21 protein-coding genes and 1 pseudogene are annotated in these 21687 nt (G+C 42.2%); 17 read left to right on the top strand and 5 right to left on the bottom strand.

Annotation, left to right across the window (positions count from 1 at the left end):
* Nucleotides 1–27: 27 nt before the first annotated feature.
* Nucleotides 28–963, top strand: coding sequence for a glycosyl hydrolase family 18 protein (locus NYE43_RS07490; RefSeq protein WP_268543665.1), 936 nt, complete (start codon nt 28–30; stop codon nt 961–963).
* Between the two features lie 282 nt (nt 964–1245).
* Nucleotides 1246–1536, top strand: coding sequence for a DUF3219 family protein (locus NYE43_RS07495; RefSeq protein WP_024121186.1), 291 nt, complete (start codon nt 1246–1248; stop codon nt 1534–1536).
* A 120-nt stretch (nt 1537–1656) separates the two neighbouring features.
* Here NYE43_RS07495 and NYE43_RS07500 read toward each other — a convergent pair whose 3' ends face one another.
* The gene (locus NYE43_RS07500; protein ID WP_003232446.1) at nt 1657–1842 is read right to left on the bottom strand and encodes a YkvS family protein; all 186 of its coding nucleotides are present in this window, start codon (nt 1840–1842) and stop codon (nt 1657–1659) included.
* A 164-nt stretch (nt 1843–2006) separates the two neighbouring features.
* Between NYE43_RS07500 and NYE43_RS07505 the strand changes: the two genes are divergently transcribed.
* From NYE43_RS07505 to NYE43_RS07525, 5 genes are all read left to right on the top strand, one after another.
* Entirely contained in the window at nt 2007–2201 is a 195-nt protein-coding gene (locus tag NYE43_RS07505; protein WP_010334023.1) for a hypothetical protein, read from the top strand.
* A gap of 297 nt (nt 2202–2498) precedes the next feature.
* Entirely contained in the window at nt 2499–3128 is a 630-nt protein-coding gene (locus NYE43_RS07510; RefSeq protein WP_024121187.1) for a cell wall hydrolase, read from the top strand.
* Between the two features lie 117 nt (nt 3129–3245).
* Nucleotides 3246–4583 carry a sporulation protein YkvU gene (gene ykvU / locus NYE43_RS07515; protein ID WP_024121188.1) on the top strand — a complete coding sequence of 446 codons (1338 nt, stop codon included), beginning with the start codon at nt 3246–3248 and terminating at the stop codon, nt 4581–4583.
* 49 nt (nt 4584–4632) lie between these two features.
* The gene (gene stoA / locus NYE43_RS07520; protein WP_105990719.1) at nt 4633–5133 is read left to right on the top strand and encodes an endospore biogenesis thiol-disulfide oxidoreductase StoA; all 501 of its coding nucleotides are present in this window, start codon (nt 4633–4635) and stop codon (nt 5131–5133) included.
* A 238-nt stretch (nt 5134–5371) separates the two neighbouring features.
* Nucleotides 5372–7285, top strand: a complete 1914-nt coding sequence (locus NYE43_RS07525; RefSeq protein ID WP_326324089.1) for a heavy metal translocating P-type ATPase — start codon at nt 5372–5374, stop codon at nt 7283–7285.
* Between the two features lie 31 nt (nt 7286–7316).
* Here the strand turns inward: NYE43_RS07525 and NYE43_RS07530 are convergent, their stop codons facing one another.
* Nucleotides 7317–7532 carry a hypothetical protein gene (locus NYE43_RS07530; protein ID WP_024121191.1) on the bottom strand — a complete coding sequence of 72 codons (216 nt, stop codon included), beginning with the start codon at nt 7530–7532 and terminating at the stop codon, nt 7317–7319.
* A 163-nt stretch (nt 7533–7695) separates the two neighbouring features.
* On the opposite strand from NYE43_RS07530, the gene NYE43_RS07535 reads away from it, so the two are divergent.
* Entirely contained in the window at nt 7696–8790 is a 1095-nt protein-coding gene (locus NYE43_RS07535) for a M24 family metallopeptidase (RefSeq protein ID WP_101865215.1), read from the top strand.
* Nucleotides 8791–8843: 53 nt separating this feature from the next.
* Here the strand turns inward: NYE43_RS07535 and NYE43_RS07540 are convergent, their stop codons facing one another.
* Nucleotides 8844–8969 (bottom strand): hypothetical protein, encoded by a 126-nt coding sequence (locus NYE43_RS07540; protein ID WP_010334030.1) that lies wholly within the window; start codon nt 8967–8969, stop codon nt 8844–8846.
* Nucleotides 8970–9075: 106 nt separating this feature from the next.
* Between NYE43_RS07540 and NYE43_RS07545 the strand changes: the two genes are divergently transcribed.
* The 7 genes from NYE43_RS07545 (at nt 9076) to splB (ending at nt 16813) form a co-directional block, all read left to right on the top strand.
* Nucleotides 9076–10041 carry a LacI family DNA-binding transcriptional regulator gene (locus tag NYE43_RS07545; protein WP_341061459.1) on the top strand — a complete coding sequence of 322 codons (966 nt, stop codon included), beginning with the start codon at nt 9076–9078 and terminating at the stop codon, nt 10039–10041.
* 61 nt (nt 10042–10102) lie between these two features.
* Nucleotides 10103–10969, top strand: a complete 867-nt coding sequence (gene glcT / locus NYE43_RS07550; protein WP_038954190.1) for a glucose PTS transporter transcription antiterminator GlcT — start codon at nt 10103–10105, stop codon at nt 10967–10969.
* 231 nt (nt 10970–11200) lie between these two features.
* Nucleotides 11201–13300, top strand: coding sequence for a PTS glucose transporter subunit IIABC (ptsG, locus tag NYE43_RS07555; protein ID WP_024121195.1), 2100 nt, complete (start codon nt 11201–11203; stop codon nt 13298–13300).
* 98 nt (nt 13301–13398) lie between these two features.
* Nucleotides 13399–13665, top strand: a complete 267-nt coding sequence (locus NYE43_RS07560; protein ID WP_010334034.1) for a phosphocarrier protein HPr — start codon at nt 13399–13401, stop codon at nt 13663–13665.
* A complete protein-coding gene (gene ptsP, locus NYE43_RS07565) occupies nt 13665–15377 on the top strand; it encodes a phosphoenolpyruvate--protein phosphotransferase (RefSeq protein ID WP_024121196.1) in 1713 nt (570 codons plus the stop codon). The genes NYE43_RS07560 and ptsP overlap by 1 nt, the downstream gene beginning before the upstream one ends.
* 90 nt (nt 15378–15467) lie before the next feature.
* Nucleotides 15468–15707: a splAB operon transcriptional regulator SplA gene (splA, locus tag NYE43_RS07570; protein WP_024121197.1), complete on the top strand. Its 240-nt coding sequence runs from the start codon at nt 15468–15470 to the stop codon at nt 15705–15707.
* Between the two features lie 77 nt (nt 15708–15784).
* The gene (gene splB, locus NYE43_RS07575) at nt 15785–16813 is read left to right on the top strand and encodes a spore photoproduct lyase (RefSeq protein WP_024121198.1); all 1029 of its coding nucleotides are present in this window, start codon (nt 15785–15787) and stop codon (nt 16811–16813) included.
* Here splB and NYE43_RS07580 read toward each other — a convergent pair.
* Nucleotides 16806–17508, bottom strand: a pseudogene (locus NYE43_RS07580) (GNAT family N-acetyltransferase). The gene splB and the pseudogene NYE43_RS07580 overlap by 8 nt on opposite strands.
* 157 nt (nt 17509–17665) lie before the next feature.
* Here NYE43_RS07580 and NYE43_RS07585 point away from each other — a divergent pair.
* A complete protein-coding gene (locus NYE43_RS07585; protein WP_341061463.1) occupies nt 17666–19633 on the top strand; it encodes a methyl-accepting chemotaxis protein in 1968 nt (655 codons plus the stop codon).
* Nucleotides 19634–19770: 137 nt separating this feature from the next.
* Complete coding sequence (locus NYE43_RS07590; RefSeq protein WP_341061465.1) at nt 19771–20637, top strand: NAD(P)-dependent oxidoreductase; 867 nt, start codon at nt 19771–19773, stop codon at nt 20635–20637.
* Nucleotides 20638–20675: 38 nt separating this feature from the next.
* Here NYE43_RS07590 and NYE43_RS07595 read toward each other — a convergent pair whose 3' ends face one another.
* On the bottom strand, nt 20676–21452 hold the full coding sequence (locus NYE43_RS07595) for a CAP domain-containing protein (protein WP_341061467.1): 777 nt from the start codon (nt 21450–21452) through the stop codon (nt 20676–20678).
* Nucleotides 21453–21687: the final 235 nt, after the last annotated feature.

Here is a 21687-nt window from a genome sequence, read left to right on the forward strand (position 1 = left end):
TATCTTTGAGAATGAAGGGGTTATGAGATGTTTCAAATGAGCTATTTCTATTCTGGATTAGGTTATGATATTATTCATCATGTTGATCAAACGAACGGAGTATTAAAAGTCGTGTCTCCTGACTTTTTCTATATCAGAAAAAATGGATCACTACTTCTCCGTTCAGCTAATCCTGATGTGATTAAAGCTCTTCATAGAAGAAAATTAAAAGTAGTTCCTTTTTTAAGCAATCATTGGAATCAGGATTTGGGTCGAGTTGCGTTAAAGAAACGAGTGGTTTTGGCTAAACAAATTTCTAATGCAATAGAAGAACTGGATCTAGACGGGGTCAATATCGATATAGAAAACCTTACAGAGAAAGATCGGCAGGCATTTACGGATTTCGTTAGATTAGTAAGAAAAGGTATTCCTAGGCACAAAGAGGTATCAGTTGCAGTGGCAGCAAATCCTTTTGGCTGGACGAAGGGCTGGCACGGATTATATGATTATGAGAATTTAGCTAAACATGCGGACTATCTAATGGTTATGGCCTATGATGAAAGCCGCCTTGCTGGGCCTACTGCAAGTGTAGGATGGGTGGAAAAGTCCATTCAATATGCTCTAGCCCAAAAAATCTCTCCCAAAAAACTGGTTTTAGGATTGCCTTTCTATGGCCGTTGCTGGATGCAAGACCAATCTAACTCACAAGCCATTTCACTTTACCTTGTTAACTCATTAGTAAAAAGGCATAACGGTACAATTATTTTTGACATAAAGAGTCAGTCTCCAAAAGCTGTTTTTACGATCAAACACGATAAGAAGGATCTATTACCTCCAGGAACATATACATTATGGTTCGAAAATGAACAGTCACTCAGAGCAAAAATAAAACTCGTTCAAAAATATAACCTTAAAGGTGTTGGCAGCTGGAGTCTTGGACAAGAAGATTCGTCAGTCTGGAATAGAGTGTTTAAAAATATATAAGCGGAGGCGGTTAATAATCGTTAATATAGTTTCTCCTGCGGAATGCAGGGGATTTTATACATAAAAAAGACGAGTGAATCCGGGGGGAATGCCACTCGTCACCTTCTAATGAAAAGACGGGATGCTGGATGGCAGCTCGTCTGTTTTATTATAAAATATCGAACGTATGTTTGTAAAGGCGTCTTTTTTAAAGAAATGGTTAAAATAATGCTCAGAACAGATTCATTGTAAACGTTAACGGCTTTATGTTAAGATGCATGAACTGATAAGGAGTGATACCGAGTGAAAACATTGCGTTTAAACGATGTCACGTTAGAAATGTCAACATATCAAGAAGAGAGCGAGCCGAAGCGGAAAATTGCCTTTACCTTACATGTTACCAGTGAGACTTATCATGATATCGCTGTGCTGTTATATGAAAAGACATTTAACGTCGCAGTTCCGGAACAAAATCTTGCCTTCCGCGGTGAAATCACAAATTATTCAACGTCATTGACCAACCTGTACGAAGCGGGAGCCGTGAGTGAATTTTATATCGAAATAACGGAAACAGACACGAACGCCGATTCATAATCGGTGTTTTTTATGTAAAAAAGCTGCCGGCCGGCAGCTTTTGAGAAAGCTAATTTGATATGTAAGGTGTTTAATTGTTCGTCTTGCAGTTTTTGCGAATGCGTGTGGATGAAGGAGGATTTAATAGGAGTCTCTGATGATCTTGTAATTTTTATGATTAACAACAGTCAGTGAATCTAGCTCAAGATCCCGATAGTTATCCATAATGGTAACATCTACGATAACAGAATTCTCATTAACTTTTTCAACAACACCGGTTAATCCGTTTTTAAATTCAATGACGTTTCCGACCTTAGCGATTTTCACAAGCTTCCTCTCCTTTAAACATAATAATTCCTTTTGAAAGTATTAAACAGTATTTTTATTGAGAAGTAAAGCGATAAGGAGTTTTATCGTCCTAAGGAATTGTCCTGGCGCAGGAAAAATGATATATTGATTTTCGTTCAAAGATTGAAAAGGGGGAGTTTTGATTGCGTCCCGAAGACATAACAGAACAGATTGAACAGCTTCGTACTGGTGAAATAAAAGAATTGAGAGTCCAAAAAGAACACTTTCTTGATTTCAGGGCCGTTTTATCGAAACAGGACGATTTTAAGCATTTCCGAGGCATTGCCCAGCAAGGCGGAGATGTGGTGTTTCAATATTTAGAACAGCCAAGAAGCTAAAAGGTTTCTCATAAGTGAGAAGCCTTTTTATCATATATGACAGAACGCCAGCCTTTTATTACAAATGATGTAACAGACGTAAATAAAATGTAAAATTACAAAAATGGATAAATATGCCTTGAAATGACAAGATTTATAGGAAATCACGCTGTTTTTTTGCCATTAATCAGTGCGTCACCCGGTATATTCCATCCTGATACCTGTTTGGGAGAGTTGGAAAATCTTTTTCCGTGAAATTCATTTGATCTCTTGTTAAGGTTATGAAGTGTTTTTTGAGCACTTTAAGGAGGAAACTGTATGACGACAAAATTTACTGCGCTAGCTGTTTTTCTTCTTTGTTTCATGCCTGCTTCGAAAATTGAACATACACAAGCTTCACTACTGAACACAAAGAAGACAAAACATGAAGAAGCTAAGCTGCTTACCCATATAAATCATGACACAGACACATCTTTCTCTTCACTGTCTGCTGATGAGGACAAGAAAAAAATAAAGCCGATCAAGCTATCAGCGAACACTGAAAAGAAAGAAAAAGAACAATCAGAGAAAGCGAATGAGAAGAAAGAAACTTATTCTGAGTCTGAAAAAGAATTGCTTTCCCGACTCGTTCACGCAGAGGCGAAGGGCGAATCCTATGAAGGCAAGGTCGCTGTTGCAAGCGTTGTGCTGAACAGGACGGATAAGAAGGGCTTTCCCGATACAATCAGAGGGGTTATTTATCAGAAAAATGCCTTTGAACCTGTCGCAAACGGAAGCATTAATCAAGAGCCAGACAAAGAATCAATTGAGGCTGTTGAAGAAGCGATGTCATCTAAGGACAGAGAAACAGAAGCCCTTTTCTTTTATAACCCGAAAACGGCGTCAGATGACTGGATTCGCTCAAGGAAAATCATTGAAAAAATCGGCAGGCATGTCTTTGCCATATAAGCATAGAAGAGACCATTCGTCTCAGCTGTGCTTTTTTTTATAGAAAGAGTAAAAATAAAATAATTTTTGAACTTGTCTCATATGATGTTGGTAGTACAAGAGACAAGGAGAGACATCATGAATCGATTTGTAAAAGGGATTATTCTTTTATCCATTGCCGCCTTTTTCGCCGAATGCCTTGAATTTGTCGTGAATATGATTTTGGCGCGCGAGCTTGGCGAGCACGGGATGGGGCTTTACATGAGTATTTTGCCTACCATCTTTTTAATTATTGTCATCGCAAGCTTGGAGCTGCCAATATCAATTTCTAAATTTATCGCTGAATCAAATCCAAAGCTCCATGAAAGCATGCTGAGGCATGCCTTCAGAATGACAGCTGTTTTCACGGCCTTTTCCACCGCCGCCGCCAGTATTGCGCTTCCTTTTATTCCGGTGTTTGATACATATCACCCGTTTATCAAAGGAATTGTCATCGGCTTGATTCCTATTGTCGCCTTTACGTCAATTGCCAGAGGCTACTTTATGGGTGTGCAAAAAATGGGGAAGATCGCAATCGCTAATGTACTGAAAAAAATCATTCAGCTGTTGTGCTTGTTCATCTTCTTTCAATGGTACTCGTTTGAGCTGGACATGGCTGTGCTGATTTCGCTGTTTGTCCTTGTCGTGAGCGATGTGATCGTGCTTGTTTACTTGTATTCACAGTTTATCCTGGCAAGACGTGCGGTATCGGTTCAGCAGCATATCCATTTACGCGGGAAAGATGTTAGAAAAAGACTGCTTGCCGTATCGATTCCGACAACCGGACTGCGCATTTTCCACGCTGTAGTCAACGCCATTGAGCCCTTTTTAGTAAAAGGAGCGCTTTTGGCAGCGGGCGTTGCAGGGACAACTGCAATCGATCAATACGGCATGCTTGCCGGAGTGGCTGTGACGATAGGGTCGTTTCCTGCTTTTATCGCCCATTCGTTAATGGTCGTCATGATTCCAAGTATTTCTGAAGCTTATTCTCTCTCACAATATGACATCGTATTAAAAAGGCTGAAGCAGTCGATCTTTATCACGTTGGGATATGGTATACCGGCTGTCTGGATCATGTTCCAGTTTGCGGAGCCCCTGACCCATCTGTTTTTTCACTCTCCTGAAGCACAGTATTATTTGCAGCTTTTGTGGCCGTACTTTCTCTTTCATTTATTTGTGATGCCCCTTCAGGCATGTTTAATCGGGATGGGCTTTGTCAAAGAAGCTTTTTATCACAACGTGTGGAGCCATCTCGTTGCGCTGAGTATGATGTATGTGCTGGGTTCAATGGAAAACCTGCAAATGCTCGGGATTATCCTTGGGATGAATACAGGCATGATTTTGCTGACGAGCCTACATTATACAACGATTTGCAAAGCGCTGCGTGTATCTGTTTTTCTGACGGGAGGAAACCGAACGCCGCGGATTGAAGGATGATAAATCTCTAGCGGGGCAAGCTATTTGAAAAGCATGAAAGGAAGATTCCATGTTGACAAAACGCTTGCCCCTCGCTATTTGCCTGATCTTATTTGCTATGATTTCATGGCTGCCTCTTTCGGCACAGGCTGCCACTAAACAGCCTGCTGTTCCTGCGGTTTTCCTCATGAAAACGATAGAAGGAGAGGATATCTCCATCCCAAATAAAGGACAGAAAACGATCCTGCATTTTTGGACTTCATGGTGTCCGCCCTGCAAAAAGGAACTTCCTCAGTTCCAATCATTTTACGAGGCTCATCGATCTGACAGTGTGAAGCTGGTAACGGTCAATTTAGTGAATTCAGAACAAAATCAGCAAGTCGTTGAAGACTTTATCAAAGCAAACCATCTGACCTTTCCGATTGTTCTCGACACAAAAGGGGATTTAATGAAGGAATATCATATTATAACGATTCCCACCTCGTTTTTGCTGAATGAAAAGGGTGAAATTGAAGAAACAAAAGTGGGGCCGATGACGGCTGAACAATTGAAAGAATGGACGAAAGAATAAGCTGAGAGCGTAGCCTTTCAGCTTTTTTGTCATATAATGAAAGGTGAACAGACATTAATGATAATTATTATCAAAAAGAAATTAAAATAATTATAATTGAAATTCTTTTTCTGCATGCTATAATTAAGAAAGACATCATGGAATAACCAACGATGAAGCTGCCTTCTGGGCGGCGATTTTGTTTTTTATAAGAGAAATGAAGATGATTTGCGTTCTCAATTAGGGAGGAGAATTCGATATGAATGAACAAGTGATGCTTAAACAAGATCAGCATCAGCCATTAAAGACAGAACAGCCAGAAAAAAGCTGGTCCCAGCATGCGGAGCTTATCGCAGCCCTTGTGTCAGGTGCTCTTATTTTAGCAGGCTGGCTCCTTTCCTCACATCAGTTGTTATCGGTAACGCTATATTTGCTGGCCTTTGTCATCGGCGGATTTGCTAAAGCGAAAGAAGGAATCGAAGAAACGCTCGAATCCAAAACGCTGAATGTTGAGCTTTTAATGATTTTCGCTGCCGTGGGTTCCGCATTGATTGGGTACTGGGCAGAGGGTGCCGTTTTAATCTTTATTTTTTCCTTAAGCGGAGCTTTAGAAACATACACGATGAATAAAAGCAGCAGGGATTTAACTTCTTTAATGAAGCTTGAGCCTGAAGAAGCAACGCTGATTGTAAACGGTGAAACCAAAAGAGTATCGGTTGCAGATATTAAGGCCGGTGATACGATTGTTATCAAACCTGGAGAACGGGTGGCAGCTGACGGGATCATTGAATCTGGTTCTACAAGTCTTGACGAGTCAGCGTTAACGGGCGAATCGATGCCCGTAGAAAAAAACACCGGCGACGCTGTGTATACGGGAACTGTTAATCGAAACGGCTCCTTGACCGTCCGTGTCACAAAAGCAAGCGAAGATTCTTTATTCCGAAAGATTATCAAATTGGTGGAATCTGCGCAAAACAGTGTGTCACCTGCGCAAGCTTTTATCGAACGATTTGAAAATGCATATGTAAAAGGCGTTCTGATCGTGGTGGGGCTGCTGTTGTTTGTGCCGCACTTTGCACTTGGCTGGAGCTGGAGTGAAACCTTTTATCGCGCGATGGTATTTATGGTGGTGGCGTCACCTTGCGCACTTGTCGCGTCCATCATGCCGGCAGCGCTGTCCTTGATTTCAAATGGCGCCCGCAACGGCATGCTAGTGAAAGGAAGTGTATTTCTTGAACAGCTGGGATCTGTGCAAATGATCGCTTTTGACAAAACGGGGACTGTAACAAAAGGCCAGCCCGCGGTTGAGACGGTCAGACTGGCGGAAGGGTATGAAGAAACGGAAGTGCTTGAAGCTGTCTATGCGATTGAGAAGCAGTCCAGCCATCCGCTCGCGCAAGCCATTGCCGGCTACGCTGAAAGCCGCGGCATCAACAAGTCCGGCTACATATCAATCGAAGAAACGTCAGGCTTTGGTGTAATGGCTGAAGTGGCGGGTGCCAAATGGAAAGTCGGAAAGGCAGGATTTATTGGGGAAGAATTGTCAGCACAATTTTTGAAACAATCTGCATCAGATATCATTCAAAACGGCCAAACCATAGTGTTTGTGAAAAAGGACGATCAAATTGCCGGCTGTATCGCTTTGAAAGATCAAATCAGACCTGAAGCAAAAGAAGTCATGGATGAACTGAGCCGTCTGGGGATTAAAACGGCCATGCTGACGGGAGATCACGAGGACACGGCTCAAGCGATAGCGAAGGAAGCGGGAATGACAACAGTTGCAGCAGAATGTCTGCCTGACCAAAAAGTAAATGAAGTGAAACGATTAAAAGAAGAATTCGGGACGATTGCAATGGTCGGAGACGGAATCAACGATGCGCCGGCACTAAAAGCGGCGGATGTCGGCATTGCAATGGGCGGCGGAACAGACGTGGCCCTTGAAACTGCTGATATGGTGCTCATGCAAAACGATTTGAAAAAACTCGTAAAAATGTGCCGTTTATCACGGAAAATGAACAGGATTGTAAAGCAGAATATCGTATTTTCTCTCGCGGTCATTTGCCTGTTAATTTGCGCAAATTTTTTACAGGTGATGGAATTGCCGTTTGGCGTTATAGGCCACGAAGGAAGTACGATCTTGGTGATTCTAAACGGTTTAAGGCTTTTAAAATAAAAAACAGCGGTCCAAATGGGCTGCTGTTTTTTTATGGATCAAGTTTTACCTTCCTTTGCTTTTTCTCTTGATCCGGCCTTTTCATCACAATGATGAGAGCCAGGATGCAGCAAAGGAAGCCGGCTGCACAGCCTATGATAGAGCTGTAATAATAAAAATCCACCAGCTTCATACCGACAAAAGGAGCGGAAATTCCCCCAACTGTTAATAGAACAACTGCCTTACGTCTGAAAAAATTCATCAGCAAACGGAACAACTCCCTGCGATTTAACTCTCCTCTCAGTATACAAGATGACCGGCAGGAAATAAAATGATGGAAAACGGAAAGTCGCCGTGAAAGGCAAACACCCGTAAAACCTGTTACAATATATAAAGAACAATGCATGGCAAAAGGCAGGGAGGAACAAGAAATGAATAGAATACAACGCGTCTCTTCATGGCTGAAGGAAGCGGGGCATACTGCCGCATTTATTCATACGAAAGAAAATGTATTTTACTTAACCGGTTTTTATACAGAGCCGCATGAACGTGTAATGGGTTTGTTTATCTTTCAAGAGGAGGAGCCATTTTTCGTTTGTCCGGGAATGGAGGCAGACCAGGCCCGAAATGCCGGATGGAATCACGAAATTATTGGCTATGCCGATCACGAAAATCCATGGGAGCTCATTGAAAAAGCACTCAAAAAACGAAATGTCAGCATACATACGCTTGCCGTAGAAAAGGATTCAATCTCGCTTTCGCGTGCCGAACAACTGAAGCATTCAGCTGGAGGGGCTCAATTTGTATCAGCAGAAGAAACACTTAACCAGTTTCGTCTGATGAAAGACGAGCATGAAATTAAATTGCTGAAAGAGGCGGCGAAGCTTGCCGATTTTGGTGTTGAAGTCGGAACAGCTGCTTTGCGTGAAGGCATCAGTGAGGTGGAAGTTCTCGCTCAGATTGAGTATGAGTTGAAGAAAAAAGGAATTCAGGGCATGTCTTTCTCGACAATGGTGCTATTCGGGAAAAAATCAGGTCAGCCTCACGGAAATCCGGGAACAGCCACATTAAAGAAAGGCGATCTTGTCTTGTTTGACCTGGGTGTTATTATGGACGGCTATTGCTCTGATATCACGCGAACCTTTGCTTACAAAACAATCAATCCGAAGCAGGAAGAAATGTACGAGACGGTGCTTCAAGCGGAAAAAGCCGCGATAGAAGCAAGCAAACCAGGCGTGAGAATCGGAGATCTGGACTTAACTGCCCGCGGAATCATTGAAAAAGCCGGATACGGAGAATATTTCCCTCACCGGCTGGGCCATGGTCTCGGCATTTCAGTGCATGAGTACCCGTCAATGAGCAAAGCCAATGACACGCTGCTACAGGAAGGAATGGTTTACACAATCGAACCGGGCATTTATGTGCCGGATGTTGGCGGCGTACGCATTGAAGATGACGTTCACGTAACAAAAGACGGGGCGGTTGCGCTTACTCAATATCCGAAGGAATTAACGATATTGCCGTAACAGGCAGAGATAAAAAAGGACTTTGTTCTCGACATCGTCCTTTTTTATCTGTTTTAAATAAAAAAATCATCAAACGTCCGAAATGGTTTCACTTCATGTTTTTGATTGAGCGGTCTTACAGCCAGGCAGCTTCCGCCCAGAACGGCCAGACATAATCCAATTAAAATGAAGAAACCCATTTATATCTTCTCCTTTCAGCAAAAAAACATCTAATCTGTCGGTACGTTCTTATCGTATTGTATGAAACGCATTCCAGATCAAGGGAAATCAGAAAGAAGGGAATTTATGGCTAATATTAAAGACATTGCAGACAAAGCCGGTGTCTCCGTTACGACGGTTTCCAGAGTCATAAACAATCATCCTTATGTAAGTGAAGAGAAAAGAAAAAGAGTGCTTGAAGCAATGGAAGTGTTGGAGTACACAAGAAATGTCCACGCTGTGCATTTATCGAAGGGGTTTTCAAACATGATCGGTGTTGTGATGCCGACGATCGGCCTTCCTTATTTTGCGGAACTGATGGCGGGAATCTCAGACGCTGCCGCAGAATCAGGTATTCACCTCTCTTTATTCCAGACAAATTATGACGTGAAGAAAGAAATCTTTGCGCTGTCCCAATTAAAACAGCTTCAGGTTGACGGTTTGATTTTTTGCTCGAAGGCGCTGTCTGATGACAAGCTCAAGGAGTGGGAAGGGCCGATATTGCTTTGTCAGAATTCAAACAAGGGTGGGTTTTCCACAATCAGCATTCCTCATCAAGCCGCATTCCGGGACGGACTCGACTATTTAATCGCCAAAGGGCACAAAAAAATAGCGATTTGCTTAGCGAGAAAAAAAGGCATGAACAGTCATTTTCGCATCAAAGCATATAAAGAAGCATTGGAAGAGATCGGAGAAACATTCAATGAAGAATGGGTGATTGAGAAAGCGATTACAATGAACGATGGAAAAGCGCTTTTTCATAAATGGAACAACTGGAGAGAAAGGCCGACGGCTATTTTTGTCGCGAATGACCAGGTATCGGCAGGGCTTTTACTCGAAGCGAAAGCTCAGAAAGTGTCTGTTCCGGATGAACTTGCGATCTTAAGCTTTGATAACCATGAAATCAGCCAATTGCTTGGGATATCAACTATCGATATTCAAGCGAAGGAAATGGGCAAGCAGGCGTTTGCCATGCTGGAAAAAAGGATTCAAGGTCAGCCGATTGAAAGCAGGGTTCTTGATTACCGTCTCATTGAAAGATCGACTGTTTAGTGAAAGGATGAAAAAAGGTTTGACGCGCATTCCGTTCGTTATGTACGATATGAGGTATTGAATGACAAAGGAGCTGAGGATCGTGAATGGGTCCTTTACAGTGAAAAAGGTACTGAATAATAACGTATTAATTGCTTCTCATCATAAATACAGTGAAGTAGTTTTGATCGGAAAAGGAATTGGTTTCGGAAAAAAACAAGATGATGTGATTGAAGATAAAGGGTACGATAAAATGTTCATTTTAAAGGACGAAAAGGAACAGAAGCAGTTTAAAAAGCTCCTCGACTATGTTGATGAAAAGCTCGTTGATATTTCAAACGATGTCATATATCATATCAGCAATCGGACAAACCGCTCACTAAATGAACATATTCATATTGCACTGACTGACCATATTGCATTTGCAATCAAAAGGCAGCAGCAGGGCTTTGATATGAAAAATCCTTTTTTAATGGAGACGCAGTCACTTTATCCGGATGAATATCAGATTGCCAAAGAAGTCATTGATATGATCAATGAAAAAGCGGGTATCTGCCTTCCGGAAGGGGAGATCGGTTTTATCGCCCTGCATATTCATTCAGCCCTGACGAATCGCCCGCTGTCCGAAGTCAATAAGCACTCTCAGCTGATGGCGCAGCTTGTAGAGGTGATTGAAGACTCGTTTCAAATGAAAGTAAATAAGGAAAGCGTCAACTATTTACGGCTTATCCGGCACATCAGATTTACGATAGAAAGAATTAAAAAAGAGGAACCGACTAAAGAACCAGAAAAATTAATGTTGTTATTGAAAAATGAATATCCGCTATGCTACAATACAGCTTGGAAATTGATTAAAATCTTGCAGCAAACATTGAAGAAACCAGTTCATGAGGCGGAAGCGGTTTATCTCACGCTTCATCTGTACCGATTAACCAATAAAATTTCATAAATTCAGTTTATCCTTTAAAAACGTGTTACTGATCCGATCAGGCATGAGTGATTGAGGGGAAAAAACGGGAAGGTCATTCTCGTTCTTTTGCGCACCCTATTTTGCTCATGCCTTTTTTGTTGTGTAAAAGGGCAAATGTAAACGGTTAAACTGGAAGACTTACGCCTGTGAATTCGTTGTCATGATTTTTAGCTGTAAGGTCAGACTAGTAAAAAGAGGAGGTCAATTCTTATGTTTAAAGCATTATTCGGCGTTCTCCAAAAAATCGGGCGTGCGCTTATGCTTCCAGTTGCGATTCTTCCTGCGGCGGGTATTTTGCTTGCGATCGGGAATGCAATGCAAAACAAGGACATGATTCAAGTCCTGCATTTCCTAAGCAATGACAATGTTCAGCTCGTAGCGGGTGTGATGGAAAGCGCTGGGCAGATTGTTTTCGATAACCTTCCGCTTCTTTTCGCAGTAGGTGTAGCCATCGGGCTTGCCAACGGAGATGGAGTTGCCGGGATAGCAGCAATTATCGGTTATCTGGTGATGAACGTATCCATGAGTGCGGTTCTTCTTGCAAACGGAACCATTCCTTCCGATTCAATCGAAAGAGCCAAGTTCTTCACGGAAAACCACCCGGCATATGTAAACATGCTCGGCATACCTACCTTGGCGACAGGGGTATTCGGCGGTATTATCGTCGGTGTGCTGGCAGCATTGTTGTTTAACAAATTTTATACAATTGAATTGCCGCAATATCTTGGTTTCTTTGCGGGTAAACGTTTCGTACCGATTATTACGTCAATTTCCGCACTGATTCTGGGTCTTATTATGTTAGTGATCTGGCCTCCGATCCAGCATGGATTGAATGCCTTTTCAACTGGATTAGTGGAAGCGAATCCAACCCTAGCTGCATTTATCTTCGGGGTCATTGAACGGTCGCTTATTCCATTTGGTCTACATCATATTTTCTACTCGCCGTTCTGGTATGAATTCTTCAGCTACAAAAGTGCAGCCGGAGAGATCATCCGCGGGGATCAGCGCATCTTTATGGCGCAGATTAAAGACGGTGTACAATTAACAGCAGGTACGTTCATGACAGGTAAATATCCATTTATGATGTTTGGTCTTCCTGCTGCGGCACTTGCGATTTATCATGAAGCAAAACCGCAAAACAAAAAGCTTGTTGCAGGTATTATGGGTTCAGCAGCACTGACATCCTTCCTGACAGGGATCACAGAGCCATTGGAATTCTCATTCCTATTCGTTGCCCCTGTCCTATTTGCGATTCACTGTTTGTTTGCAGGGCTTTCATTCATGGTCATGCAGCTGTTGAATGTTAAGATTGGTATGACATTCTCCGGCGGTTTAATTGACTACTTCCTTTTCGGCATTTTACCGAACCGGACGGCATGGTGGCTTGTCATCCCTGTTGGTTTAGGGATTGCGGTTATTTACTACTTCGGATTCCGATTTGCGATCCGCAAATTTAATCTGAAAACACCAGGCCGTGAGGATGCTTCAGCTGAAACAGCAGCATCCGGGAAAACAGGAGAAGCAGGCGACCTTCCTTACGAGATCCTGCAGGCAATGGGTGACCAGGAAAACATCAAACACCTTGATGCTTGTATCACTCGTCTGCGTGTGACAGTAAACGATCAGAAAAAGGTTGATAAAGACCGTCTGAAGCAGCTTGGCGCCTCCGGGGTTCTGGAAGTGGGCAACAACATTCAGGCGATTTTCGGACCACGTTCTGACGGATTAAAAACACAAATGCAGGACATCATCGCGGGACGCAAACCAAGACCTGAACCGAAAACATCCGCTGAGGAAGAAGTAGGGCAGCAGGTTGAGGAAGTCATTGCAGAACCGCTGCAAAATGAAATTGGCGAGGAAGTCTTTGTTTCTCCGATTGCTGGAGAAATTCACCCAATTACTGATGTTCCTGACCAAGTCTTCTCAGGAAAAATGATGGGTGACGGCTTTGCGATCCTTCCTTCTGAAGGCATCGTCGTTTCTCCGGTACGAGGAAAAATATTAAATGTTTTCCCGACAAAACATGCAATCGGCCTGCAATCTGACGGTGGAAAAGAAATTTTGATCCACTTCGGCATTGATACGGTCAGCCTCAAGGGCGAAGGGTTTACGTCTTTCGTATCAGAAGGGGACCGCGTTGAGCCTGGACAAAAGCTTCTTGAAGTTGATTTGGACGCAGTAAAACCGAATGTACCGTCTCTGATGACACCGATCGTATTTACGAACCTTGCTGAAGGAGAAACGGTCAGCATTAAGGCAAGCGGATCAGTTAACAGAGAGCAAGAAGACATTGTGAAGATTGAAAAATAAGGGTATATAGTACGCTGTGCTTGTCAGATGACAAGTACGGCTGTATGATATAATATTGTGAAGTAATATAGCTTTAAGTTAAAAGGAGAATGATAAAAATGGCACAAAAAACATTCAAAGTAACTGCAGATTCTGGAATTCACGCTCGTCCTGCAACAGTTCTTGTACAAACTGCAAGCAAATACGACGCTGACGTTAATTTGGAATATAACGGCAAAACTGTAAACCTTAAATCAATCATGGGTGTTATGTCTCTTGGAATCGCTAAAGGCGCTGAAATCACAATTTCTGCTGCTGGCGCTGACGAAAACGATGCTCTTAACGCTTTAGAAGAAACAATGAAAAGCGAAGGACTCGGCGAGTAATGCAAGAATTAAAAGGGATTGGTGCTTCAGCCGGCATCGCGATTGCAAAAGCGTACCGGCTTGAAGAGCCAGATTTAACGGTTGAAAAGAAAAACATCTCTGATTCTGAAGCGGAAGTAAGCCGTTTTGATGAAGCGATTGCACGTTCTAAAGAAGAGCTCGAAAAAATCAAAGAGCATGCTTTGAAAGAACTGGGTCAGGATAAAGCTGATATTTTTTCTGCTCACCTTTTAGTTCTCAGTGACCCTGAGCTTCTGAATCCTGTGAAAGAAAAAATCAGCTCTGATTCTGTAAACGCTGAATTCGCTTTAAAAGAAACGTCTTCTATGTTCGTTACCATGTTTGAATCTATGGATAATGAATACATGAAAGAGCGTGCGGCAGATATCCGCGACGTAACAAAACGCGTAACGGGCCACCTGCTTGGCGTTGAAATTCCAAACCCAAGCATGATTTCAGAAGAAGTTATTATTGTAGCTGAAGACTTAACACCGTCTGACACAGCTCAATTAAATCGTGAGTTCGTAAAAGGATTCACAACTGATATCGGCGGACGCACATCTCACTCTGCCATCATGGCGCGTTCTCTTGAGATTCCTGCAGTTGTCGGAACGAAAGCGGCTACAGGCACGATCCAAAACGGCGTGACTGTTATCGTTGACGGTATTAATGGCGATGTCATTATCGATCCTTCTGCGGAAACTGTAAAAGAGTATGAAGAAAAACATAACGCTTATTTAGCTCAAAAAGCTGAGTGGGCGAAGCTGGTCAATGAACCGACTGTATCAAAAGACGGTCATCATGTAGAGCTTGCAGCGAATATCGGTACTCCAGATGATGTGAAGGGTGTTCTTGAAAACGGCGGAGAAGCAGTTGGTCTTTACCGTACAGAATTCCTTTACATGGGAAGAGATCAGCTGCCTACAGAAGATGAGCAGTTTGACGCTTACAAAACGGTTCTTGAGCGTATGGAAGGAAAATCAGTTGTCGTTCGGACACTTGATATCGGCGGAGACAAAGAGCTTCCTTACCTGCAGCTTCCTAAAGAAATGAACCCGTTCTTGGGCTACAGAGCGATTCGTCTTTGCCTTGAAGAGCAAGAAATCTTCAGAACACAGCTTCGCGCGCTGCTTCGTGCAAGTACATACGGAAACTTGAAAATCATGTTCCCTATGATTGCGACAGTTAACGAATTCAAAGAAGCGAAAGCGATCCTTCTTGAAGAGAAAGAAAAGCTTGTCAAAGCGGGACAAACTGTATCTGACGACATCGAAGTCGGTATGATGGTTGAGATTCCGTCGACTGCAGTTATCGCTGATCAGTTTGCTAAAGAAGTTGACTTCTTCAGTATCGGAACAAATGATTTGATCCAATACACAATGGCAGCTGACCGTATGAATGAACGTGTAGCTTACCTGTATCAGCCATACAACCCTGCAATCCTTCGCTTAATTACACTTGTAATTGAAGCGGCACATAAAGAAGGAAAATGGGTCGGCATGTGCGGAGAAATGGCAGGAGATGAAATTGCGATTCCGATTCTTCTTGGCTTAGGCTTAGATGAGTTCTCAATGAGCGCAACTTCTATCCTTCCGGCAAGAACACAAATCAGCAAATTGTCTAAACAAGAAGCTGAGTCATTCAAAGAGAAAATCTTATCTATGAGCACGACAGAAGAAGTTGTCGCGTTCGTAAAAGAAACATTCAAGTAATTCACAAAAACCAGACGGCCTCCGGCCTGTCTGGTTTTTTTCATAATCAGGGATGCAGCGGGGCACAATAACATGGCTAGGAGGGATAGAATGTCAAACGAATTTAATGCAGGAGATACAGTCTACGTCATCTACAGAAATCCGCACGCCGCCAATGTTGCTCATATAAAGGAAGCTGAAATTGTGCAACACCCATACCATGAGGGTGAGCTTTCCCTGTTTATATTTGAAACCTATCATCCGTTTGCTGAGGATGATGCTGTTTTTGCAAGCTATGAAGAAGCAAAAACACTTTACAAAGAATTATTTGATATCGATCCGTATGAGTAACAAGGAAAACATTACAACTCATATCCTTTCCGCCTTATGAGAAAAGTAACGGTAGAAAAGGAAAAGGATGTGGCACCATGCAGAACCCATTTGTTCCGCAGCTCGTTTATATTGAACCGAGAGCAATGGAATATCCATTGGCACAGGAATTACATGATAAATTTGAAAAAATGGGCATCGAAATCAGAGAAACGACGTCCCATAACCAAGTGCGCAATATTCCTGGTAAAAACCATCTTCAGCAATACCGTAATGCAAAATCAACTTTAGTAATCGGTGTCCGAAAAACATTAAAGTTTGATTCTTCAAAACCGTCAGCTGAATATGCGATCCCGTTTGCGACAGGCTGTATGGGGCATTGCCATTACTGCTATTTACAAACCACAATGGGAACAAAACCCTATATCAGAACCTATGTAAATGTCGAAGAAATCTTGGACCAGGCGGATCAGTATATGAAAGAACGTGCACCGGAGTTTACAAGGTTTGAAGCTTCATGTACCTCGGATATTGTGGGCATCGACCATTTGACACATACGCTCAAGCACGCCATTGAACATTTTGGACAGAGTGAGCTTGGCAAGCTCAGATTTGTCACAAAGTTTCACCATGTTGATCACCTTTTGGATGCGAAACATAACGGGAAAACAAGATTCAGATTCAGCATAAATGCTGACTATGTGATTAAGAATTTTGAGCCGGGAACTTCTCCTCTCGATAAACGGATTGAAGCGGCTGTAAAAGTAGCGAAAGCAGGCTACCCGTTAGGCTTTATTGTTGCGCCGATTTACATCCATGAAGGCTGGGAGGAAGGATACAGACATCTGTTTGAAAAACTTGATGCCGCTTTGCCGCAGGATGTCAGACATGATATTACCTTTGAATTGATTCAGCATCGATTTACGAAGCCGGCGAAACGAGTCATTGAGAAGAATTATCCAAAAACAAAGCTTGAGTTAGATGAAGAAAAGCGGCGCTATAAATGGGGACGCTACGGGATCGGAAAATATATTTATCAGAAAGATGAAGAGCATGTGCTTCGGGAAACGCTTGAATCTTATATCGATACGTATTTTCCTAATGCAAAAATTGAATATTTCACGTAAACGGGCTGTCAGCTTTACAGCTCGTTTTTTCATAAAAAGGGATTTTTCCACTCCATCAAAACCCCGTGATTCAAGGATTCTTCATCGTCCAAATAATTGCTGACGATGCAGAGCGGTGAACGGCCGCAATGGAGGAGAAATGACAGTACAGGATCTTTCTTTTTTCCTTCTATAACATCCTCTACATATTGTGAAGCACTGATCTCATGTGCGTACTTATGATAAAAAGGAATACGTCCGCCGCCGAGTAACCGTTCCATTCGCTTTTCAACGGCTAATTCATACATCGTATTCATCAGCCATTTCCCTATTCCAAGCTTCCGGTAATGCGGTGAAACCGAAATATCAACTACATATAACGTATTTGCCTGCGGATCATGACATGTAATATAGCCGTTATCTGTTGTCTCCGCCCATGTATGCTCGGGAGCATCAGGATCAAATTGCACGATAAGGGAAGTCATCGAACCGACGATTTCACCATTAACCAGCGCGCATAAGGCGCCTTCCGGAAAGGTGTTGATATGGCTGTCAAGCTGTTCTTCTGACCACAGCAATTCCTGCGGAAATGGAGGGGGGAAACACTCTTTCTGCAGAGAAAGCAATCCCTCAATGTCTGTTCTTGAATAATTTCTGATCGTCAGCCGCTCAAATTTAATGCCATTATGGACATACATCTGTTTAAAAATGACAATCACTCTCCTTGTGCTGTTTATTATATCGTAATCCAAACTGCTGAAACACAATCAGTTTGAATTTTCAGTAAATATCTTGTAATTTCATTATAATTTATTTTATGTTTATTCATTTTTTGGGTGAAAAGGCCGATATAGAAAATAGGAGGGGATTGGTTTGTTTAAAAAACTTCACATGAAGATTGCTGTTTTCGTTTCTATCATGTTAATCGTCACAGTTGTTCTTTTGATGCTTTCTTCTTACCTGACGTTAAAACCGATGATTACAGAGGATGGGAAAAACACGACACAAAACGTAACAAACTCGCTTGAACAAAATATCGAACTGCAATTAAAGAGTTATGACATTTCGCTGTTAAGATTGGCAAATGGAGAGTTAACACGTGCGTTTGTGACAAATTCAAGTAAAGAAGCTGCCAGGCTGTTTAATGATGACATTAAACAAATTAAAGAAAACGATGATTATGTGGCGATGGCCTATATAGGCACCGCAAAAAAAGAAATGTTTACATATCCGAAAGCAGAATTTGCAGAAGATTATGATCCGGTTTCTAGACCATGGTATAAGCGCGCGGCTGAAACACCGGATAAAGTCGTCTGGACGGAACCCTATAAAGATGTCGTGACGGGAGAAATGATCGTCACAGCCTCAAAAGCAGTTCTTGACGGGCAGAAGGTGATAGGCGTTGCCAGTTATGATCTGAAACTTTCTTCCATCCAGACCATGGTAAATAAGCAAAAGGTGCCATACAATGGCTTTGCTTTTTTAGCTGATGCAAGCGGCAATCTTTTAGCACATCCGTCAAACCAAGGAACAAATATCTCCAAGGACCAAACATTAAAAACCATTGCATCTGACAAAAACGGGATACAAGATGCAAAGGGAAAAATGATTGTGTATCAAACGGTTGGAGAAACGGGATGGAAAGTCGGAACACAATTTGACACAAATCAATTAATGTGGATTTCAGATAAAATGAATCGGGCGAACCTTTTCATCTCACTCATCGCGCTGGCGGTGACGATTATTCTCAGCTACTTCCTCGCCAAAACAATAACCGGGCCGATCCAGCAGCTGATTGCAAAAACAAAGGCCGTCTCTGCAGGCGATTTGACAGTGCATGCAGAGTCAAAGACCAAGGATGAAGTCGGCATGTTAACAAGAGACTTTAATCAGATGGTTGAAAACATGAAGGAAATGGTGGAACAAGTCAGACATTCTTCAGGAAAAGTGTCTGACACCTCTGAACAATTAACAGCTGTCTCCGCTGAAACCAATGAAACGAGCGGACAAATTGCAAAAGCGATCGAAGAAGTGGCAGCAGGGGCAACGGAACAGGCTTCAGAAGTTGAGACCATTAACGAAAAATCGGAAAACCTGTCTGCTAAAATCAGACGAATTGCGGATCAGGCAGGCGGCATAAAAGCACGTTCAAAATCCTCAGAGGATGCAAGCTATAAAGGGCTTGACGCGCTCGGCCAGTTGCTGATGAAATCAAACGAAGCCAATACGGAAACAAAGAAAGTCGAAACGATGCTGTTGGATTTGGAAAGTCAAACGAAGAATATTGAAGAAGTGGTTACTGCGATTTCAAATATTTCGGATCAAACCAATTTACTTGCCTTAAATGCCAGTATTGAAGCAGCCAGAGCCGGTGAAAGCGGACGCGGATTTGCTGTCGTGGCTGAAGAGGTGCGGAAGCTTGCCGAGCAGTCAGCGCTTTCCACCAAACATATCAGTGAGACAGTGAAATTGATTCAGCTTGAAACAAAAGAGGCTTCCCATGCAATGGTCGAAGCAAGTAAAATGAATGATGAACAAAACAGTGCAATTCATGAGACTGGCGAAGTATTAAACACCATCACCGCGGAAATGCAGTCACTTGTGCAAGGTATTGATCAAATTTACGAAGAAATACAAAGAATGAGTGAAGAACAGCTTGCCATTTCTGAAGCGATTCAAAGCATCTCAGCTATATCACAGGAATCGGCTGCTGCAGCGGAGGAAGTCAACGCCTCAACCGATGAACAGCTGATCACGCTTGAGAAAGTCAAACACTCAACTGATACATTAAAACATGCAAGCCAAGAGCTTATGAACGCTATTGCTAAATTTACATTATAATCATCATTGGATACCCAAGACTTTTTCAAGTTTTGGGTTTTTTTATTTTTTAGACTCTACTATATGATTACTAGATATGGTAGTCTAGAAAATGATAAATTTTAACTAAATGAAATCTAACGTCTGGGGGAATTTACTTGAAAAAAACAGTCGGTTTTATCGGTCTTGGAGTAATGGGAAACAGTATGGCTTCACATATCCTTAAAGATGGACATCACGTATTGGTGTATACCCGGACAAAAGCAAAAGCGGACAGCATACTGGAAAAAGGCGCGGTGTGGAAAGACACTGTAAAAGAACTATCGAAAGAAGCGGATATCATTATTACAATGGTAGGCTATCCCAGTGATGTAGAAGAAGTGTATTTCGGCACCAGTGGAATTATTGAAAATGCTAAAAAAGGCGCGTATCTCATTGATATGACGACTTCCAAACCGTCGTTAGCCAAAAAAATTGCGGAGGCAGCCAAAGAAAAATCATTATTTGCCTTAGACGCACCTGTTTCAGGAGGTGACATCGGCGCGCAAAACGGAACACTGGCGATTATGGTCGGAGGGGAAAAAGAAGCGTTTGAAGCTTGCCTGCCCATCTTCGCTTTAATGGGAGAGAATATTCAATATCAAGGGCCGGCAGGAAGCGGACAGCACACAAAGATGTGTAATCAAATCGCGATTGCAGCAGGTATGATCGGTGTAGCCGAAGCGATGGCTTATGCCCAAAAATCAGGCCTTCAGCCGGAAAATGTCTTGAAGAGCATTACAACTGGAGCGGCAGGAAGCTGGTCATTATCAAATCTCGCCCCCCGTATGCTGAAAGGTGATTTCGAGCCAGGATTTTATGTAAAGCATTTTATCAAAGATATGGGAATTGCTTTAGAGGAAGCTGAATTAATGGGTGAAGAAATGCCAGGCTTGTCGCTTGCGAAATCATTATATGACCAACTTGCCGCACAAGGAGAAGAAAACAGCGGGACCCAAAGTATATATAAGCTTTGGGTGAAATAAAAAGAGATTGCCTGTCCAAAACAGGCAATCTCTTTTTATTATTTTCCGATGAATTGCTGTGTCCAGTAGCTGCCGGATTCAACATAACCGACACCGATGTGTGTGAAGTTAGGGTTAAGAATGTTTTTTCTGTGGCCCTCACTGTTCATCCAAGCTTTTACTACTTCTTCAGGTGTTTTTTGTCCTTTAGCAATGTTTTCACCAGCTGTTTTGTAGCTGATTCCGAAAGATTTCATCATATCAAACGGTGAGCCGTAAGTTGGGCTTTGGTGATCAAAATAGTTCTTGTCTTTCATATCCTGTGATTTTGCATGTGCAGATTTGCTTAATGTTTCATCAATTTGTAGCGGTTTTAAACCTTGTTTTTGTCTTTCTGCATTTGTCAGCTCAACAACTTTTTTCTCATATGCACTTACAGATGAAGGTGCAGCTGTTGTTGTATTATTGCTTGTTTTTTCAGGAGTAGCCGGTGCTTTAGCAGCAGTGCTTTGATCAGCGGCTTTTTCAGGAGCCTTTTGAGCTGGCTTTACTGCTTCCGGTTTTTGAACATCCTGAATCTTCATGTTGGATTGTTTCGCATGCTTTTGAAGGAGCTGCTCAAGCTCTTTTTCATTCGCCGCGTTTAGTGTTTTTATATTTGTTTTAATATGTAGCTTTTTCACTACATCCTTAAGCGTAAGGTTTTGCACTGTGTTCCCCGTTTTGACCGTTACCACAGGCTGGCAGGAGAGTTCTTTCGCTGATGCTTGCTGTACGCCTCCGAATGTGAATAATCCAACCGCAGCGGCAGCAGATAAAATAAATGCTTTTTTCATTAGTTCGTAACCTCCTAGAGTTGTTTGTTTTCTACAAAAAAATCATAACATAGCTTTTTTGTCATAAAGAATCCATCACTTTCCTTTGACAAATGATGATTGTCATTTTTGTAATCAAAACGCACTGAACCGCTGATGACAAGCGAGTCATGCGTATGTAGTGACTTTATCTCACAGTTACATAGCTTCCTATTTTTTGAATCGTTAGTTATATTTTAATGTATTTCATTATTGA

This window comes from Bacillus sp. FSL R5-0434 (assembly GCF_038004745.1).
Lineage (GTDB): Bacteria > Bacillota > Bacilli > Bacillales > Bacillaceae > Bacillus > Bacillus halotolerans.